The following is a 20,567-nucleotide window of genomic DNA, read 5'->3' as shown; positions in this document are numbered from 1 at the left end:
GTTATTATTATTTCTTGTAGAAAATAAAAATTAAAAAGTTTAAAGGAGAGTTTTATACATGGCAGTTAAAATTCGCTTAACTCGTTTAGGTTCAAAAAGAAATCCATTCTATCGTATCGTTGTAGCTGATGCGCGTTCACCACGTGATGGTCGTATCATCGAACAAATCGGTACTTACAACCCAGCAAGTGTTAATGCACCAGAAGTTAAAATTGATGAAGAATTAGCTTTAAAATGGTTAAAAGACGGTGCAAAACCAACTGATACTGTTCACAATATCTTATCAAAACAAGGTATTTTAAAAACATTTGATGAACAAAAACGTTCAAAATAATTGATATTAATATGAATATCATATAATAACAGGTCTGTGGCATAAGGTATGTCACAGGCTTTTATTATATTTAAATACTCACTATATATAAGAAACATGTTAATATGTATAAATAAACGACTATGTAAGGAGGATAAGGATGCAAGTAGAAGTAGGGCAAATTGTAAATACGCATGGAATTAAAGGAGAAGTAAAAGTAAAGTCTAATTCCGATTTTACTGATACACGTTTTCAACCTGGAGAAGTCCTTATCGTGAATCATCATAATAATGAAATAGAATTGACTATTACCTCTTATCGTATACATAAAGGATTCTACATGCTTAAATTTGAAGGCATCAATAATATTAATGACGTCGAACAATATAAAGGTGATTACTTGTTTCAAGAACGTAATCATGAGGATATTGAATTGAATGAAAATGAATATTACTATTCTGATATTATTGGGTGTACGGTATTTAATGTCGATACACCAATTGGAAGAGTAATTAACATTTTTGAAACAGGTGCCAACGATGTATGGGTTGTGAAAGGTGACAAAGAATATCTTATTCCATATATAGCAGATGTCGTTAAAGAAGTAGATATTGAAAATAAAACGATTCGTATTACGCCAATGGAAGGATTGTTAGAATAATGAAAATAGATTACCTAACATTATTTCCAGAAATGTTCGACGGCGTACTAAATCATTCAATTTTAAAGCGTGCGCAAGACAAAAATATTATTGAAGTTAATACTGTAAACTTCAGAGATTACGCTGAAAATAAACATAACCAAGTAGATGATTATCCATATGGTGGCGGTCAAGGAATGGTGTTAAAACCAGAACCCGTGTTTAATGCGATGAAAGATTTAAAGCGTACTGATAAAACGCGTGTCATACTTATGTGTCCCCAAGGCAGACCATTTTCTCAAACAATCGCTGAAGAATTGAGTGAAGCAGAACACATTGTATTTATTTGTGGACATTATGAAGGATATGACGAAAGAATTAGAGAACATTTAGTGACCGATGAAATTTCAATGGGGGATTATGTATTGACTGGCGGAGAACTACCGGCTATGACCATGACTGATGCTATTGTTAGATTAATTCCTGGAGTACTAGGAAATGAACAGTCTCATCAAGATGACTCTTTCTCTGATGGTTTACTAGAATTCCCTCAGTATACACGTCCAAGAGAATATAAAGATATGATTGTACCTGATGTATTATTATCTGGAAATCATGCGAATATAGAAAAATGGCGACATGAACAAAAATTAATACGTACTTTGAATAAACGTCCAGATTTACTAGAAAAGTACCAATTAAGTGATAAAGACAAAGAATTTTTAGAAAGCTATAAAAACCAATTGAAAAACAACTAGCAGTATGCTATTATATATCAAGTGTGAAAAGACACTAAAAATCACTATGATCCGCTGCTATATGAATGTCTAGGCAAGAACATAGGTTGAAGGAGAGTATAAATAATGAGTAATCATAAGTTAATCGAAGCAGTTACCAAATCACAATTACGCACAGACTTACCAACTTTCCGTACTGGTGACACTTTACGTGTACACGTACGTATCGTCGAAGGTTCACGTGAACGTGTCCAAGTTTTCGAAGGTGTTGTAATTAAACGCCGTGGTGGAGGAATTTCTGAAACTTTCACAGTTCGTAAAATTTCTTCAGGTGTAGGTGTGGAACGTACATTCCCATTACACACTCCAAAAATCGAAAAAATCGAAGTTAAACGTCGTGGTAAAGTACGTCGTGCTAAATTATACTACTTACGTAGTTTACGTGGTAAAGCTGCAAGAATTCAAGAAATTCGCTAATCAGTATATAGAAAACCACACTAAAAAATGGGTAAGTTAATACGCATTTAAAAAAGCTTCCAATTCTTTTTATAAGAAAGAATTGGAAGCTTTTTATTTTAATAAATCTTTTCTTTTTAAGTATCTACTAAATACTATACTGCATATTATTCCGATAACGCTGAAAATTAATAATAAATAAAAATGTGGTGGTGTATAAGATAATTCGATGTGTGTATCATTTTTCTTAACTGGGATAGCTGTCATAATGCCATTAGCTTGTTTTACTTCTACTCCACGATCATTAACACGTGCATGCATACCGTTAGCATAGACGATTGGCACGACTAAATATCCAGAAGTTCCTTTAGGTTTAGTAAATGTATAGCCACGTCTATATTGTGAAACAGACACAGGTTTAAGTGATTTAGAAGCTTGGTGTAATGTATGATAGTCTTCTCCATAGATACCTTTAATAGACAGTCGATAATGTCCTTTAGTAAGATGAATCTTTAACTGATCTGATGCTTTTACTCTCATTGTCACAGGAGTTACAAAACGTCGATATTTATAACTTAACATATTGCGATTTTGAACATATTCATTTATTCCAACAGAATGCTCAATATCCGGAGCTAACAATTCTACATCCATTTCGACATACATGTCTTTAAATTGATTAGCTAAAGTTTTAGGTAATCTCAATGTAATGCCACCATTATCTTTCTCTACATTTAAATGAGTTCTATCTTTCCATGTAGCATTATTTGTAGATTGGCGTGTTTCACTTAATAGATTTTTATTTTTAGAGAAAGAAGTATTCGCTTTTGGTGAATCATCCTCGAATACCACACCTTGTAGCATAGCTTGCTCACGATCTAATGGAGATTTGAGATCGTGTTTGTTAAAAATCTTGTTGGTAACATGAGTGGCTGGATAATTAATAGTATTTTTTGAATGAATTAATTTATCTGAACCATTATTGATAGTATCTACTTTTTTAAAACCATAAGGCATATTAAGATCATTAGGATGACGGAAACGATCTTGAACATCCCACATGGCTTCTAAATTTGCGCGGTTCCCTAAGTATCGATAGGTACTGTTCTTATCAACAGGCATATTAATTTGCATTTTTTTATCGTAGTATTTTAATATGTCACCATCAAAGATACTTGAGTAAAGTGAAATACCATTATAATGATAAATAAACGGTGAATTGAGCGCATAGGCTGACATATAATCGATACGATGGAATGGGTCTTTACTATCTTTTTGTTTCTTAATACTGTTAATTGTTTTAGCAAGTGTATGATTATAATAACTTGAATCTGTTAATGTTTCCGTAGTAGTTGCATAAGGATCAATAGTACGAGCACGTGAATCGTGTGTCATAATAATTTGTTGTACAAAGAACACTAACACAATAGCTAATAGCAAATAAGGTTGATGTAACCATTGTTTTTTCCATACTACAAAAGTTAAAACGATGATTAAAAATAATGGTACAATCATCCAATTGACATAATCACTTGTAAATATATAGCGCCATAAACCAAATATAAATACAGGGATTGCTACAATTAAATATTGTTTTAATGTAAGTTCAGATAAGTGCTGAATATATAATGCAATTAAGATACTAGTTGACATAGATAAAAAGTATACCCATCGACGTTGTGGTAATGAAAAACCATTAAATGCACTATCAAAGTACTGAGATAAAGATCCAATAAGTAAAAACCATGTGATAAAAGCAAAGATTTTATAGTAATAATGACGATATAACTTAAATGTAAATAAAGCCATTAATGCAATAATCGAAACCGTAATATAAAAGCCATCAGAAAAAATATGATATTTATTTTGTGATAAATCTGTAAACAAGGTAATGTTAAAATCATTATTTTGGACTCTATCATTGTTTAAGAATGAAGAGACACCTGTATAGAAACCTAAAATACTAGATAAAAGGGCAAGTATTGTACCGATAATGAGTAAATAACATTTTTCCCATCTAGAAACAATATCGTTACGGTATTTAAATATCACTCTTAATATAAAATAAATTCCAAGTACAATAGCTTGGTAGTAACTGAAATAAAAATTTGAAAATAAGGTGATTGCAACTGAGAAGATAAATAACCCTATTCTTCTTTCTTGGAAAAAACGTTCCATCCCCCATAAAGATAAAGGTAATAGGATTAATAAATCTCCATAAAATGACCATGTATAGTTATAGTAGAGGATAAGAGTTGACGCACCATATAAAATAGTTGCAATAAATAATGGAGCTGTTTTCAACTTTAGCCATTTTAAATAGTAAAATACAACAATAATTGTAATTATCGTTCTAACATAGGCTACTATCAATTGATTGTTTGCCCAAAAATTGATATGGCTAGGTTGCCAATGAAATAAAAAATGACCTAGCCAAATGATAAAAAAGTTACCCCACATTATAGGGGATAAAGAATAATAATAGGCTAGCCCCTTAATGTAGTCTCCACCTAATCCAAAAGATTGATCATACGCTCCTTTAAACTTACTGTAATGCTCATACAAGTACATTTGAAATGGCATCATTTGTCTAAAACCATCTCCAGAACCACTAAATATGAACCCTTCTTTTAAATAATCTCGAATAAATGGATAATAGATTGCTAAAGAAATGATATTAGCAATTATAAATATAGATAAAAAGGTCAATAAACGATTGGACCGAATTTTACTAATCAATGTTTGTTTTTCCTCATCTTTCTCTTTTTGTATTAACAAGTCTAACAAATACAACACTTACAATTATACTGATTATTGAGACTAAAATCATAGTATTCCAATAAGGCGGTTGATACTTAATAATTATTTTTTTTACAGATGAATTAACAGGAACGCCTGTCATCATGTAATTAACTTTTATAGGTTTAATACGTTGTCCATCAACGTACGCTTGCATACCTTCTCTATAAGGAATATTAATTGAAGCAATACCTTTATTGTGTTTAGCTAAATTGATTTCAACACCATTTTTAATATCTTTGTATTTATTATTAAAATCACCTTTTTTATGCATTTGTTTTAATGTCTTATAGTTTTCACCATTTAGTTGTTGAAGATTTAAATAAAACGTTCCTTTAGGAGATAAGGTAATATTAATATTCCCTTTATTATCTGGTTGTGTTCGGTAAAGTTGTGTATCCACACCAGTTCGATAAGTGGAATTGTTAAATAGTCGATGATTAGCATAATTATTGACAGCTACTGTGTGATTGCTATCTGGGTTACCTCGTTTTATTTTCATCGTAACGTAAAAATCATCATACTTTTGGCGTAATGATTGAGGTAAGTGTATCGTTAATGTTCCTCCTTTATCACCAATGACTTTATATATATTATCATGTAAATGTTTTAGATTTTTATAACTCAGTGTTGATTGATTTAATAAATTAGGCGCTTTATCTTTATAACTTGTGCCTTCATCATTTAAAATAACGCCTTTTAACATTGCACGTTCTCTATCGATTGCAGTCGTTAAACTTTTACTATTGTATATAGAGTCAGTTACTTTAACAGATGGCAAATTAAGGGTATTTTCATAAATATCATATTGTCCACTTGATTTTATTTTTTTGAAGTAAGAAGGTAAATTATTTTGATAATTTTTTAACATCATATAACGCACTGAAAATAGACTCGCGATATTTTGTCGTCCATTCGTTGATTGATATCTACTCAATGATTCCTCAGCTAAATTAATTTTTAAAGCATCGTAATAATAATCAAGTATATTATGATGGAAAATACTTGAATACAAACTTAATCCTTTAAAATGCTGATACATCGGTGTATTATCTTGCTCGTTAACTCTCCAATCGATACGTTCATCGTCATGCTTATTTTGATTCATTTCTTTGACAAGAGCGCGTTGTAAGTCTGAGCTATATAAACTGGAATTAATATAAAAGGTATTTCCACGATCAGTATGATCTTTATAGTAAATTTGATTTTTAATAAATACTATAGAGACAAAGATACTTAATAATATAATTGAAATACTGTACAAATAACTTAATTTAAAACGATATTCGCGGTGTTTAATAATAAGAACAACGAGTCCAATAGTAGACACAATAGGGACTAATATTAACCAAGCTAAAAATTTGTGATATACAATAGCGCTTATAAATATAACTACTTCTGCAATAATATTACTTATAAGATAAGATTTTATAGTCAGTGTTCTGAAATATTTTAAAAACAATCCGATTAATACTGCGGAATTAAAAGCTAAAATGAAATGCCAACGCTTTTGAGGCGCTGAAAAACCATTAAATACTTGGTCAACAAAAGGTATGAAACTAAAAATAATGAATATAAATGTAAGAATAGCAAATAATCTATAATAATAATGTTTATATAATTTAAAACTTAAAAGAGCTTGAATGGTAATAAATAATAATACAATTAAATAATTATCAAAGAAAACATTTGTATTAATATCTAATTTCTCAAATGTATTAACAGCTCCCGAAAAAGATACACGTCGGTTATTTAAAAAGCTTTGTGCACCATGATAAAAGATAAATACACTATTTCCCAAACCTAATAGAGCGCTAATGGTTAAAGTTAAAAATGTTTTGTTTCTTGAAAGAATATCTTTTGGATGTCTAAATATTATTCGAATAAGTATATAACCTGCTCCTATTAAACAAAGATAGTAAGCAAAATAGAAGTTATTAATTAGTATTAATGAAACAGTAACAATGAATAGTCCAAACTTCTGTTTTTGCAAGACTCTTTCAATAGATAGTAATAATAAAGGCATCCAAATAAATACATCACTAAAAAAAGGCCAATACACTGTAAAACGATAATATAAAGGCGACATAACAAATAGGAATGATATAACTATGCTTAACCATGTGTTATTTGAAATGTATTTACTATATAAGTAAGTACAATACATAGCTATCGTTGCTTTAATTATCGACATAACCAGTGCATTAATCATCCAAAATAATATATCTTGTGTATGTAAAGGAATAAAAATTTTAATAAATATAATAAACACTATATTTATTATAAATAAAATGTTTGTGGAGAAGTAATAACTAAGATCTGTAAAGAAATCTCCACCTAATCCAAAATCGGTGGCATAAAACAAATTGCCACTACTCCATTTATCAAATAAATACATTTGAATTGGAACCATTTGCTCCATTCCATCATTTGGGCCAGTAAAAACTATACCATCGTGAATAAAACGATAAATGACATAACTATGACCTATTATGGACAATACAATAAATAATCCTAGATAAGTAAAAAACTTCTTCATATTGAACCTCTATAGTTAGAATATACGAGTAATAATTTAAAAAATTTACTACATACTAAATTGTAGATTATTAAACTTCTTAATAAAAGCATTTATATGTTTTATAAAAAACTAGAAATTTGATTATATTAGTAGCAATTTAATGAATATGAAATAGAATGTTAAAATATAATAGAATTGATAATAGTAGTGAAGATTTTAATCATTGAGTATAATCGAATAGTTAAAATAAATAAATTTTATGAAAGTAAGGTGAATATCATGGTGATTCAATGGTATCCAGGACATATGGCAAAGGCTAAAAGAGAAGTGACAGAACAACTTAAGAAAGTAGATGTTGTATTTGAACTTGTTGACGCGCGTATACCGTATAGTTCAAGAAATCCAATGATTGATGATGTTATTAAACAAAAACCACGTGTAGTTATTTTGAATAAGAAAGATATGGCAAATCTAAATGAAATGCAAAAGTGGGAACGTTTCTTTACTGATAAAGGATTTTATCCTGTAGCAGTTGATGCTAAACACGGCAAAAATTTAAAGGGCGTAGAAAATGCTGCAATTGAAGCAACTAAAGAAAAGTTTGAGAAAGAAAAAGCAAAAGGACTTAAGCCTAGAGCAATACGTGCCATGATTGTTGGAATACCAAACGTGGGAAAATCTACATTAATTAATAAGTTAGCGAAAAAAAATATTGCTCAAACAGGAAATAAGCCGGGAGTAACGAAACAACAACAATGGATTAAAGTAGGTAAATCATTACAATTGTTAGATACGCCAGGAATTTTATGGCCTAAATTTGAAGATGAAACTGTAGGGAAAAAACTAAGCCTTACTGGTGCCATTAAAGATAGTATCGTGCACTTAGATGAAGTTGCAATATACGGTTTACAGTTCTTAATTAAACATGATGTTGAAAGATTCAAGAACCATTACAATATTGATGTAGAAACTGATGCGGACATTTTAGAATGGTTTGACGCAATTGGACGTAGACGTGGATTGCTACAAAAAGGAAATGAAGTTGACTACGAGGCTGTCATCGAATTAATTATCAATGATGTGCGTAATGCTAAAATTGGAACTTATTGTTTTGATATTTATATAGAAATGAAAGGAGACTTAAATCATGCCTCAAACAATTAAAGAAATTAAAGCATTATTAGACACAATTGATTCAATTGAAGCACTTGAACAGCATGATTTAATAAGTGACACAAGAAAAGGCGTACAGCAAAATATAGCACGACGTCGTAAACAACTTTTAAAAAATCAAGAAGTACAAGAACAATATCAACAAATGAATAAATATGAAAATGAAATATTAAAAAACAATCCTAATGCATTAATATGTGGTATTGATGAAGTAGGTCGAGGCCCACTTGCTGGGCCTGTTGTAGCTTGTGCAGTCATTTTAAATAAAGGACATCATTATTTAGGATTAGATGATTCCAAGAAAATTTCAGCATCAAAACGAAAAATACTTAACGAACAATTGAAAGAAGGCGTTTTTGACTATGCTTACGGAATAGTATGTGCTGAAGAAATTGATGAGTTAAATATTTATAATGCAACAAAACTAGCTATGGAACGAGCTATTAATCAATTGAAACAACAACCTAATCATTTGCTTATTGATGCTATGACACTAGATAATACAATTCCTCAAAGTTCTATTATTAAGGGAGATGCTAAAAGTGTTTCTATTGCTGCTGCTAGTATCATGGCAAAAGAATATAGAGATGGTTTAATGAAGGAAGTGGCACTGAAATATCCTGGTTATGATTTTGAAAAAAATGTAGGATATGGCACAAAATCACATCTTCAAGGATTAAAACAATTAGGTGTTACACCATATCACCGTAAAACGTTTGAGCCTGTTAAATCAATGTTATAGATACAATAGATTTTTAAATTGTTTGAATTTAAAAATTATTGCAAAAAAAGATAACGCTTTCAGTTTACAATAGCGCTTACATTTTTTATAATTAAAATGAACTTAACCTAAGAAACAGGAGGATGGAAGATGAATATCCACGAGTATCAAGGTAAAGAAATATTTCGTTCTATGGGCGTAGCTGTTCCAGAAGGACGTGTAGCATTTACTGCTGAAGAAGCGGTGGAAAAGGCGAAAGAATTAAATTCAGATGTTTATGTGGTGAAAGCACAAATTCACGCTGGGGGTAGAGGTAAAGCAGGTGGAGTTAAAATTGCTAAATCACTATCTGAAGTTGAAACTTATGCCAATGAATTATTAGGTAAGCAATTAGTAACGCATCAAACAGGACCTGAAGGTAAAGAAGTTAAACGCTTGTATATTGAAGAAGGTTGTGACATTCAAAAAGAATATTATGTAGGATTTGTAATTGATCGTGCTACTGATCGTATTACATTGATGGCTTCTGAAGAAGGCGGTACTGAAATTGAAGAAGTTGCTGCTAAAACTCCAGAAAAAATCTTTAAAGAAACTATTGATCCAGTGGTAGGTTTATCACCTTTCCAAGCACGTCGCATTGCATTCAATATCAATATTCCAAAAGAATCTTTAAATAAAGCAGCGAAATTTTTACTTTCTTTATATAATGTTTTTGTTGAAAAAGATTGCTCTATTGTTGAAATCAACCCACTTGTAACAACTGGTAATGGTGATGTTTTAGCTTTAGATGCGAAATTAAATTTTGATGATAATGCATTATTCAGACATAAAGATATTTTAGAATTACGTGACTTAGAAGAAGAAGATCCAAAAGAAATTGAAGCATCTAAATATGATTTATCATATATTGCTTTAGATGGTGATATTGGTTGTATGGTAAATGGTGCCGGATTAGCAATGGCTACAATGGATACAATCAATCATTTCGGTGGTAATCCAGCTAACTTCCTAGACGTTGGTGGCGGCGCTACAAAAGAAAAAGTAACTGAAGCATTCAAAATTATCTTAGGTGATGAGAATGTTAAAGGTATTTTTGTAAATATCTTTGGTGGAATTATGAAATGTGATGTTATTGCAGAAGGTATTGTAGCAGCAGTTAAAGAAGTCGAATTAACTTTACCTTTAGTTGTTCGTTTAGAAGGTACAAACGTTAAACGTGGTAAAGAAATTTTAAATGAATCAGGTCTAGCAATTGAACCAGCAGCAACAATGGCTGAAGGTGCACAAAAAATTGTTAAACTTGTTAAAGAAGCGTAAGGAAAGGATGGGAACACTAAGATGGGTGTATTTATAGATAAAAATACTAAAGTAATGGTACAAGGTATCACAGGGTCTACTGCCCTTTTCCATACAAAACAAATGCTTGATTATGGCACACAAATTGTCTCAGGGGTAACACCAGGTAAAGGTGGGCAAGTTGTTGAAGGTGTGCCAGTATATAATACAGTAGCTGAAGCAAAAAAAGAAACAGGTGCTAATGTATCAGTTGTTTATGTACCAGCTCCATTTGCTGCAGATTCAATTTTAGAAGCAGCTGATGCAGAATTAGATTTGGTCATTTGTATTACAGAACATATCCCAGTTGTTGATATGATTAAAGTGAAACGTTATTTAGAAGGTAGAAAAACACGTTTAGTTGGACCAAACTGTCCTGGTGTAATTACTGCGGATGAATGTAAAATTGGTATTATGCCAGGTTATATTCATAAAAAAGGACACGTAGGCGTTGTATCTCGTTCAGGTACTTTAACTTATGAAGCAGTGCATCAATTAACTGAAGAAGGTATTGGTCAAACTACAGCAGTAGGCATCGGTGGCGACCCAGTTAACGGTACAAATTTTATCGATGTACTTAAAGAATTTAATGAAGATGAAGAAACAAAAGCTGTAGTTATGATTGGAGAAATCGGTGGTACTGCTGAAGAAGAAGCAGCTGAATGGATTAAAGCAAACATGACTAAACCAGTCGTTGGTTTTGTTGGTGGACAAACAGCACCTCCAGGAAAACGTATGGGTCATGCAGGTGCAATCATCTCAGGTGGTAAAGGTACTGCTACAGAAAAAATTAAAACACTTAATGAATGTGGTGTTAAAACAGCAGATACACCATCAGAAATTGGTACGACATTAATTGAAGCGGCAAAAGAAGCAGGTATTTATGAAGAATTATTAACAGTGAAGTAGTGCGATAATCACTATAATTTTTATAATTAATAATTGAATTTAAACTGTCAACAAATATTGAAATTTGTTGGCAGTTTTTTTATATATCGATAATAAATGTATCTATAAAATTTTAGCTATACTAACACAAAAGATAGATATAAATAATGAGAAGAGAGGAGAATAGAATTTATTTTGAATGTGTACCCCCAAGAACCCCAACACAAAGACTTTCAAAAAAAGATCTTTGTGTTGGGCCCCCGGGACTAAATTGAAAAAGTCTTGTTATAAGCACATTTTTATTTTAGTCATCGACTGCTAATATACTAAAAATTCCTAAGTTATTTAACTATGTCCTAGTGCTTTTCATAATTATGAAGTCAAAAAGAATACATAATCATTTAATACAATTACTCCTTACATTTATATATCAAAATTGTCTTATAAATGAAATTTTACTTTTGAAAATTCACGATATAATAAGTTAAAAGGAGCCAGTTATTTAATGAATGATTTTATTCTATTAAAAATGAGATGGGTAGGTTATACGACCCAACATATTCATCACTTACTCAATGTATTTCCAAAATTTTTCGATGTTAATGAACATGATCAATTTGAAATGATTAACGAATGGGAATGTATATATTTAAAAAAGAAACGTTATACTCAATTACAAGAAATTTCTTATGATTATATTCAAAAGCAACTATCTAAATATCAAGTTAACTATGTTACTTCTTTTTCTCCTCAATATCCTACATTGCTTAAAAATATTTATGACTATCCTTTTGTATTATTTTACCGTGGAAATATACATTCATTAACTTCTACTTATACTTTAGGTGTCGTGGGTTCACGTGAGGCAACAAATTATTCTAAATATGCACTAGATTATCTATTTTCTCAGTTTGTAAATGTTCCACTAACGATTGTATCCGGTTTAGCGAAAGGTGCTGATAGCATAGCACATCATTTCGCATTAAAACATCAACTTCCAACTATTGCAGTTCTAGGATTTGGTCATTTAAATCATTATCCAAAAGAAACACGAAGGTTACGTAATATAATTGAAGAAACTGGTTTAGTCATAAGTGAATATCCTCCATTCACAAAAATAAACAAATATCAATTTCCTGAAAGAAATCGTCTTATAAGTGGTTTATCACGAGGTGTATTAATTACTGAAGCTAAAATTAAAAGTGGTAGCCAAATTACAATAGATTGCGCTTTGGATCAAAATAGAAATGTTTATGTACTTCCAGGATCTATGTTTAATCCTTTGACGAAAGGTAATTTATTACGAGCTCAAGAAGGGGCAATGATAGTTTCAGAAGCAGAAGATATATTGTGCGACTATCGTTTTTTTAACAATTAAATATATGTAAAAGTAATTGAGAAAATCAAAGGATTTTCATCAAAAAAAGTTTATATGTATTTAAATATTGACAAAATCAAAATCAACCGTTTATCATTTATCTTTAGTAATTGAAAAAGCAAGGGGGAATTCACTTTGGCAGATAATTTAGTCATCGTTGAGTCGCCTGCAAAAGCGAAAACCATTGAAAAATATTTAGGTAAACGATATAAAGTTATTGCTTCTATGGGACATGTGCGTGATTTACCAAGAAGTCAAATGGGTGTCGACGTAGAAGATAACTATGAACCAAAATATATAACAATTCGAGGTAAAGGTCCTGTTGTTAAAGATTTAAAAAAATATGCAAAAAAAGCTAAAAAAGTTTTCTTAGCTAGTGACCCTGACCGCGAAGGTGAAGCGATTGCTTGGCATTTATCAAAAATTTTAGAACTTGAAGAATCAAAAGAAAACAGAGTTGTATTTAATGAAATCACAAAAGATGCAGTAAAAGAAAGTTTTAAACATCCTCGTGGTATTGAAATGAACTTAGTTGATGCACAACAAGCGCGTCGTATTTTAGATAGACTTGTAGGTTATAATATTTCTCCAGTACTATGGAAGAAAGTAAAAAAAGGATTGTCAGCAGGTCGTGTACAATCAGTTGCTTTAAGATTAGTTATTGATCGTGAAAATGAGATACGTAATTTTAAACCAGAAGAATATTGGTCAATTGAAGGCGAATTTAGATATAAAAAAGCAAAGTTCACTGCTAAATTCTTACATTATAAAAATAAACCATATAAATTAAAAACAAAAAAAGATGTAGAAAAAATTACATCTGAATTAAATGGTGATGAATTTGAAATCACTAATGTGAATAAAAAAGAAAAAACGAGATATCCTGCAAATCCGTTTACAACTTCAACGTTACAACAAGAAGCAGCACGTAAACTTAATTTTAAAGCACGTAAGACGATGATGCTTGCGCAACAATTATATGAAGGTATCGATTTGAAACGGCAAGGTACAGTTGGTTTAATCACATATATGAGAACAGATTCAACAAGGATCTCACAAACTGCTAAAGATGAAGCAAAATCATATATTGCAGATAAATATGGTAATGATTATGTTTCAAATCGTAAAGCAAAAGGTAAACAGGGGGATCAAGATGCCCATGAAGCTATTCGTCCAACAAGTACATTACGTACACCAGACGAAATGAAAGCATTTTTAACACGTGATCAACACCGTTTGTATAAATTGATTTGGGAGCGTTTTGTAGCAAGTCAAATGGCTCCTGCAATTTTAGATACTGTGGCTTTAGATGTGACACAAAATGACATTAAATTTAGAGCAAATGGACAAACAATTAAATTTAAGGGCTTTATGACATTGTATGTTGAAACAAAAGACGATAAAGATAATGATAAAGAGAATAAATTACCAAAATTAAATCAAGGTGATAAAGTAACAGCAACTCAGATTGAACCGACACAACATTTCACTCAACCTCCTCCACGTTACACAGAGGCAAGATTAGTTAAGACATTAGAAGAATTAAAAATTGGTAGACCTTCAACATATGCTCCAACCATCGACACAATTCAAAAACGTAATTATGTTAAACTTGAAAGCAAACGTTTTGTACCAACTGAACTAGGGGAAATCGTGTATGAGCAAGTTAAGGATTACTTCCCAGAAATTATTGACGTTGAATTCACTGTCAACATGGAAACATTGCTTGATAAAATTGCAGAAGGCGATATCGGTTGGAGAAAAGTTATCGATAATTTCTACGGTAGTTTTAAATTAGATGTTGCTCGTGCGGAAGAAGAAATGGAAAAAGTTGAAATTAAAGATGAACCAGCCGGTGAAGATTGCGAAGTATGTGGCGCCCCTATGGTGATAAAAATGGGACGTTATGGTAAATTTATGGCGTGTTCTAATTTCCCTGATTGTCGTAATACAAAGGCCATCGTTAAAACTATTGGTGTCACTTGTCCGAAATGTAAAGATGGCGACGTAGTTGAGAGAAAATCTAAGAAAAATAGATTATTTTATGGTTGCTCAAATTATCCAGAGTGTGACTTTATTTCTTGGGATAAACCAATAGGAAGAGATTGTCCAAAATGTAATCACTACTTGATGGAGCATAAGAAAGGACGTAGTTCTCAAGTAATTTGTTCAAATTGTGATTATAAAGAAGAAATACAAAAATAGAATTTTATTAAAGGAGAATGTATATGAGTCAAACTGTTAATGTTATAGGCGCAGGATTAGCTGGTTCAGAAGCAGCTTATCAATTAGCAGAACGTGGTATTAAAGTGAACTTAATTGAAATGCGACCTGTTAAACAAACACCTGCCCATCATACAGACAAATTTGCTGAGTTAGTATGTTCTAACTCACTACGTGGTAATGCATTAACAAATGGTGTAGGTGTGCTTAAAGAAGAAATGCGACGTTTAGATTCGTTAATTATTGCAGCTGCTGATAAAGCTAGAGTTCCAGCTGGTGGTGCATTAGCAGTAGATAGACATGACTTTGCTGGTTATATTACAGATACATTGAAAAATCATCCTAATGTAACTGTTTTGAATAAAGAAATTCATAGTATTCCAGAAGGACATACAATCATTGCCACTGGGCCGTTAACAACTGAAAATTTGGCTAAAGAAATTGTGGAGATTACTGGTAAGGATCAGCTATATTTCTATGATGCAGCAGCTCCAATCATTGAAAAAGATTCAATTGATATGGATAAAGTCTATTTGAAATCACGCTACGATAAAGGTGAAGCAGCATATCTAAATTGTCCTATGACTGAAGAAGAATTCAATCGATTTTATGATGCAGTTTTAGAAGCAGAAGTTGCACCTGTAAATGAATTTGAAAAAGAAAAGTATTTTGAAGGATGTATGCCATTTGAAGTAATGGCTAGTAGAGGTCGCAAAACATTATTATTTGGTCCAATGAAACCAGTAGGTTTAGAAGATCCTAAAACTGGTAAGCGTCCTTATGCTGTAGTGCAATTACGTCAAGATGATGCAGCTGGTACACTTTACAATATTGTTGGATTTCAAACACATTTAAAATGGGGTGCTCAAAAAGAAGTCATCCAATTAATTCCAGGTTTGGAAAACGTTGATATTGTTAGATATGGTGTTATGCATAGAAACACATTTATTAATTCACCTGATGTTTTAAATGAAAAATATGAATTAATTCATAATGATAGAATTCAATTTGCAGGACAAATGACAGGTGTAGAGGGATATGTTGAAAGTGCAGCAAGTGGACTTGTAGCAGGTATTAATTTAGCTCATAAGTTACTTGGAAAAGGAGAAGTTATTTTCCCAAGAGAAACAATGATAGGTAGTATGGCTTATTATATTTCTCATGCTAAAAATGAAAAAAACTTCCAACCAATGAATGCTAACTTTGGTTTATTGCCATCACTTGAACGTCGTATTAAAGATAAAAAAGAACGTTATGAGGCACAGGCGTATCGTGCTCTAGACTATTTAGAAAATTTCAAAAAAACTTTATAAAATCAAATCACACTAAAACTTTTTAAGAATATTTAAATTATTCATAAATTCTCAAAAGATTTTGAATTCTATAGCTAATTATTTTAGTCCCCCTCGGTTTATATGCTACAATGCATATGATGGAGGGGATTTTTAGTGGAAGAAATCCAAAAGAAATTTTTGAATATGCTTAAAGTTGAACGAAATTTCTCCGACCATACATTAAAAGCGTATCATGACGATTTAATTCAATTTAATCAGTTCTTAGAACAGGAACTATTAAATTTAAAAACGTTTGAATATAAAGATGCAAGAAATTATTTAAGTTATTTATATTCCAATAATTTGAAACGTACTACTGTATCAAGAAAAATATCAACATTAAGAACATTTTATGAGTTCTGGATGACTCAAGACGTATCCGTAAATAATCCCTTTATACAACTTGTGCATCCTAAGAGAGAGCAATATCTTCCTCAGTTTTTTTATGAAGAAGAGATGGAAGCATTATTTAATACTGTTTCTAGCGACGTGAAAAAAGGGTTAAGAGATAGGGTAGTAATTGAATTACTATATGCTACAGGTATTCGTGTTTCAGAACTTGTGAATATAAAGCTCACAGATTTAGATATGAATCTACCAGGAGTAAAGGTGCTGGGTAAAGGAAATAAAGAACGATTTGTACCTTTTGGAGAATTTTGCAGACAAAGTATTGAACAATATTTAGAAGAATTTAAGCCACTCAAAAGTAAAAGCCATCCTTATTTAATTGTTAATATGCAAGGTGATCCAATTACTGAGAGAGGCGTTAGATATCTTCTCAATGATGTAGTAAAACGTACAGCAGGTGTAACAGAAATTCATCCTCATAAATTAAGACATACATTTGCTACACATCTGTTGAATCAAGGTGCAGATCTAAGAACAGTTCAATCTTTATTAGGACATGTTAACCTTTCTACAACTGGTAAGTATACACATGTATCTAATCAACAATTGCGTAAAGTGTATTTAAATGCACATCCTCGAGCAAAAAAGGAGAGTAAATAAATGAGTAAGACATCATTACATGCTACAACGATATATGCTGTAAGACACAATGGAGAAGCTGCAATGGCTGGAGACGGCCAAGTTACACTTGGTGAACAAGTAATTATGAAGCAAACAGCTAGAAAAGTAAGACGCTTATATGAAGGTAAAGTTTTGGCAGGCTTTGCAGGAAGCGTAGCTGACGCATTTACGTTATTTGAAAAATTTGAAACTAAATTACAACAATTTAGTGGTAATTTAGAACGTGCTGCTGTAGAACTTGCTCAAGAATGGCGTGGAGATAAGCAATTACGTCAACTTGAAGCTATGCTTATCGTAATGGACAAAGATGGCATCCTAGTTGTAAGTGGTACAGGTGAAGTCATTGCTCCTGACGATGATTTAATTGCTATTGGTTCAGGAGGGAACTATGCATTAAGTGCAGGAAGAGCACTTAAACGTCATGCTTCTCACATGACTGCGAAAGAAATGGCATACGAAAGCTTAAAAGTCGCTTCAGATATTTGTGTATTTACAAATGATAATATTATTGTCGAGACTTTATAAATAGCAAATACAAATAATATGGAAATGAATTGATATGGACATACATTAAGTTGGAGGTAGTAGTAAATGGATGCAAACGGTATAAAACTAACACCTAAAGATATCGTATCTAAATTAGATGAATATATTGTAGGTCAAGAAGATGCAAAGCGCAAAGTAGCAATCGCTTTAAGAAATAGGTACAGAAGAAGTCTTCTTGATGAAGAAGCTAAACAAGAAATCGCACCAAAAAATATTTTAATGATTGGCCCAACTGGTGTAGGTAAAACAGAAATTGCGCGCCGTATGGCAAAAATCGTAGGGGCGCCATTCATTAAAGTGGAAGCTACAAAATTTACTGAAGTTGGATATGTCGGACGCGATGTAGAAAGTATGGTTAGAGACTTAGTGGATGTGTCAGTAAGACTCGTAAAAGAGCAAAAGAAAGCATTAGTTAAAGATGAAGCAATACAAAAAGCTAACGAAAAATTAGTGAAATTGCTTGTTCCTAGTATGAAGAAAAAAGCAGCTCAAAATAATAATCCACTTGAATCTCTTTTAGGTGGTGCTATTCCTAATTTTAATCAAAACGATGAGGAAGAAGAAGCCCCTACAGAAGAAATCAAAACAAAACGTTCAGAGATAAGACAACAACTTTTAGCTGGTAAGTTAGAAGAAGAAAAAGTTAGAATTAAAGTTGAACAAGACCCTGGTGCACTAGGAATGTTAGGTACAAGTCAAAATCAACAAATGCAAGATATGATGAATCAATTGATGCCTAAACGAAAAGTTGAAAGAGAAGTACCAGTAAAAACAGCACGTAAAATACTAACTGATGATTTTGCAGATGAATTAATTGATCAAGAAACTGCAAATCAAGAAGCTTTAGAATTAGCAGAACAAATGGGAATTATCTTTATTGATGAAATTGATAAGGTAGCTACAAATAATTCTAATAGTGGTCAAGATGTATCAAGACAAGGTGTTCAAAGAGATATATTACCAATCCTTGAAGGTAGCATGATTCAAACTAAGTATGGTACTGTAAATACTGAGCACATGCTATTTATTGGAGCTGGCGCTTTCCATGTTTCTAAACCAAGTGACTTGATTCCTGAGTTACAAGGGCGTTTTCCAATTCGAGTTGAACTTGAAAGTTTAACTGTCAATGATTTCTATAGAATATTGACAGAACCTAAGTTATCTCTTATCAAGCAGTATGAAGCACTATTAAAAACTGAAGAAGTTACTGTAAACTTCTCTGATGAAGCGGTAACACGATTAGCTGAAATGGCATATCAAGTGAATCAAGATACAGACAATATTGGTGCACGTCGATTACACACTATTTTAGAAAAAATGCTAGAGGATTTATCTTTTGAAGCACCAAATATGCCAAATGCAGTAGTAGATATAACACCACAGTATGTTGATGATAAGTTGAAATCTATTTCAACAAACAAAGATTTAAGTGCATTTATTTTATAATATAAATAAAGGAGAAATTTTATGAGCTTATTATCTAAAACTAGAGAATTAAATACATTATTACAAAAACATAAAGGCATTGCGGTAGACTTTAAAGATGTTGCCCAAACTATTAGTAGTGTAACTGTTACAAATGTCTTCATCGTTTCTCGACGAGGTAAAATTTTAGGTTCAAGTTTAAATGAACTTTTAAAGAGTGAACGAATCAGTAATATGTTGACTGAAAGTAAACATATTCCAAGTGAATATACTGATTTACTTATGAAAGTTCAACAAACTGAAGCAAATATTGATATTGATTCAGAATTGACAGTATTCCCTCCAGAACATAGAGAAGTATTTATTGATAGTAAAACAACTATTTTCCCAATTTTAGGTGGTGGCGAACGTTTAGGTACACTGATTTTAGGAAGAGTAACAGATGACTTTAATGAAAATGATTTAGTACTTGGAGAATACGCTGCTACTGTTATTGGTATGGAAATTTTACGTGAGAAACATAATGAAGTTGAGAAAGAAGCCCGTGATAAAGCAGCTATTACAATGGCAATTAATTCATTATCTTATTCTGAAAAAGAAGCAATTGAACATATCTTTGAAGAACTTGGTGGTAATGAAGGACTATTAATTGCATCTAAAGTAGCAGATAGAGTGGGTATTACTCGTTCTGTAATTGTAAATGCGTTACGTAAATTAGAAAGTGCTGGAGTGATAGAGTCACGATCGCTTGGCATGAAAGGTACATTTATCAAAGTTAAAAAAGAAAAATTTTTAGATGAACTTAATCGAAGTGAATAAATCATTTTTACAGAGCCTAGGACAAAACGAATTGTCTTAGGCAATTTTAATATATTGACAGTCCGTGATTAAATTGAACTCGTATCAAAATTCTTCAATTCTATCAGAGGACAACAAGGGACGACAAATTCAAAATAAATTCTGTCACACTCCTTTCCTACGATTAGTCAAGCATTTACAAATAAAATAAGCATTACTTAACTAAACCGTTCAATTTTAATTTTTTGAAT

General features: G+C 31.6%; 17 protein-coding genes. 15 read left to right on the top strand and 2 right to left on the bottom strand.

Annotated elements, in window-relative coordinates; translation table 11 throughout:
- Nucleotides 1–58 precede the first annotated feature (58 nt).
- The 4 genes from rpsP (at nt 59) to rplS (ending at nt 2,167) form a co-directional block, all read left to right on the top strand.
- On the top strand, nt 59–334 hold the full coding sequence (gene rpsP / locus AC2FB1_RS00085) for a 30S ribosomal protein S16 (protein ID WP_002448807.1): 276 nt from the start codon (nt 59–61) through the stop codon (nt 332–334).
- Nucleotides 335–473: 139 nt separating this feature from the next.
- Entirely contained in the window at nt 474–974 is a 501-nt protein-coding gene (gene rimM, locus AC2FB1_RS00080) for a ribosome maturation factor RimM (protein ID WP_490673254.1), read from the top strand.
- Nucleotides 974–1,711 carry a tRNA (guanosine(37)-N1)-methyltransferase TrmD gene (trmD, locus tag AC2FB1_RS00075; RefSeq protein ID WP_490673253.1) on the top strand — a complete coding sequence of 246 codons (738 nt, stop codon included), beginning with the start codon at nt 974–976 and terminating at the stop codon, nt 1,709–1,711. The genes rimM and trmD overlap by 1 nt, the downstream gene beginning before the upstream one ends.
- 105 nt (nt 1,712–1,816) lie before the next feature.
- Complete coding sequence (gene rplS, locus AC2FB1_RS00070) at nt 1,817–2,167, top strand: 50S ribosomal protein L19 (protein ID WP_490673252.1); 351 nt, start codon at nt 1,817–1,819, stop codon at nt 2,165–2,167.
- Between the two features lie 93 nt (nt 2,168–2,260).
- On the opposite strand, the gene AC2FB1_RS00065 is transcribed toward rplS, so the two are convergent.
- Nucleotides 2,261–4,885: a YfhO family protein gene (locus AC2FB1_RS00065; RefSeq protein ID WP_490673385.1), complete on the bottom strand. Its 2,625-nt coding sequence runs from the start codon at nt 4,883–4,885 to the stop codon at nt 2,261–2,263.
- A 13-nt stretch (nt 4,886–4,898) separates the two neighbouring features.
- Complete coding sequence (locus tag AC2FB1_RS00060; protein WP_490673251.1) at nt 4,899–7,484, bottom strand: YfhO family protein; 2,586 nt, start codon at nt 7,482–7,484, stop codon at nt 4,899–4,901.
- Between the two features lie 261 nt (nt 7,485–7,745).
- Between AC2FB1_RS00060 and ylqF the strand changes: the two genes are divergently transcribed.
- The 11 genes from ylqF (at nt 7,746) to codY (ending at nt 20,337) form a co-directional block, all read left to right on the top strand.
- Complete coding sequence (gene ylqF / locus AC2FB1_RS00055) at nt 7,746–8,630, top strand: ribosome biogenesis GTPase YlqF (protein WP_490673250.1); 885 nt, start codon at nt 7,746–7,748, stop codon at nt 8,628–8,630.
- Nucleotides 8,614–9,381, top strand: a complete 768-nt coding sequence (rnhB, locus tag AC2FB1_RS00050; protein ID WP_490673249.1) for a ribonuclease HII — start codon at nt 8,614–8,616, stop codon at nt 9,379–9,381. Before ylqF ends, rnhB begins: the two co-directional genes overlap by 17 nt.
- Before the next feature lie 129 nt (nt 9,382–9,510).
- On the top strand, nt 9,511–10,677 hold the full coding sequence (gene sucC / locus AC2FB1_RS00045) for an ADP-forming succinate--CoA ligase subunit beta (RefSeq protein WP_490673248.1): 1,167 nt from the start codon (nt 9,511–9,513) through the stop codon (nt 10,675–10,677).
- Between the two features lie 21 nt (nt 10,678–10,698).
- Nucleotides 10,699–11,604, top strand: coding sequence for a succinate--CoA ligase subunit alpha (gene sucD / locus AC2FB1_RS00040; protein WP_490673247.1), 906 nt, complete (start codon nt 10,699–10,701; stop codon nt 11,602–11,604).
- A 484-nt stretch (nt 11,605–12,088) separates the two neighbouring features.
- Nucleotides 12,089–12,961, top strand: coding sequence for a DNA-processing protein DprA (gene dprA, locus AC2FB1_RS00035; RefSeq protein WP_490673246.1), 873 nt, complete (start codon nt 12,089–12,091; stop codon nt 12,959–12,961).
- 135 nt (nt 12,962–13,096) lie between these two features.
- A complete protein-coding gene (gene topA, locus AC2FB1_RS00030) occupies nt 13,097–15,166 on the top strand; it encodes a type I DNA topoisomerase (protein WP_490673245.1) in 2,070 nt (689 codons plus the stop codon).
- Between the two features lie 23 nt (nt 15,167–15,189).
- Nucleotides 15,190–16,497: an FADH(2)-oxidizing methylenetetrahydrofolate--tRNA-(uracil(54)-C(5))-methyltransferase TrmFO gene (gene trmFO / locus AC2FB1_RS00025; RefSeq protein WP_490673244.1), complete on the top strand. Its 1,308-nt coding sequence runs from the start codon at nt 15,190–15,192 to the stop codon at nt 16,495–16,497.
- Between the two features lie 135 nt (nt 16,498–16,632).
- Nucleotides 16,633–17,526: a tyrosine recombinase XerC gene (gene xerC / locus AC2FB1_RS00020; protein WP_490673243.1), complete on the top strand. Its 894-nt coding sequence runs from the start codon at nt 16,633–16,635 to the stop codon at nt 17,524–17,526.
- Nucleotides 17,527–18,072: an ATP-dependent protease subunit HslV gene (hslV, locus tag AC2FB1_RS00015; RefSeq protein WP_002448739.1), complete on the top strand. Its 546-nt coding sequence runs from the start codon at nt 17,527–17,529 to the stop codon at nt 18,070–18,072. It begins immediately after the preceding gene.
- 66 nt (nt 18,073–18,138) lie between these two features.
- Nucleotides 18,139–19,539 (top strand): ATP-dependent protease ATPase subunit HslU, encoded by a 1,401-nt coding sequence (gene hslU / locus AC2FB1_RS00010; RefSeq protein ID WP_490673242.1) that lies wholly within the window; start codon nt 18,139–18,141, stop codon nt 19,537–19,539.
- 21 nt (nt 19,540–19,560) lie between these two features.
- A complete protein-coding gene (gene codY, locus AC2FB1_RS00005; RefSeq protein ID WP_490673241.1) occupies nt 19,561–20,337 on the top strand; it encodes a GTP-sensing pleiotropic transcriptional regulator CodY in 777 nt (258 codons plus the stop codon).
- Nucleotides 20,338–20,567: the final 230 nt, after the last annotated feature.

The sequence above is a fragment of the Staphylococcus sp. CoH_129_LAB_1 genome, from assembly GCF_058191515.1.
Note: the sequence above shows the minus strand (reverse complement) of the source record. Positions and strands in the feature narration are given on the sequence as shown.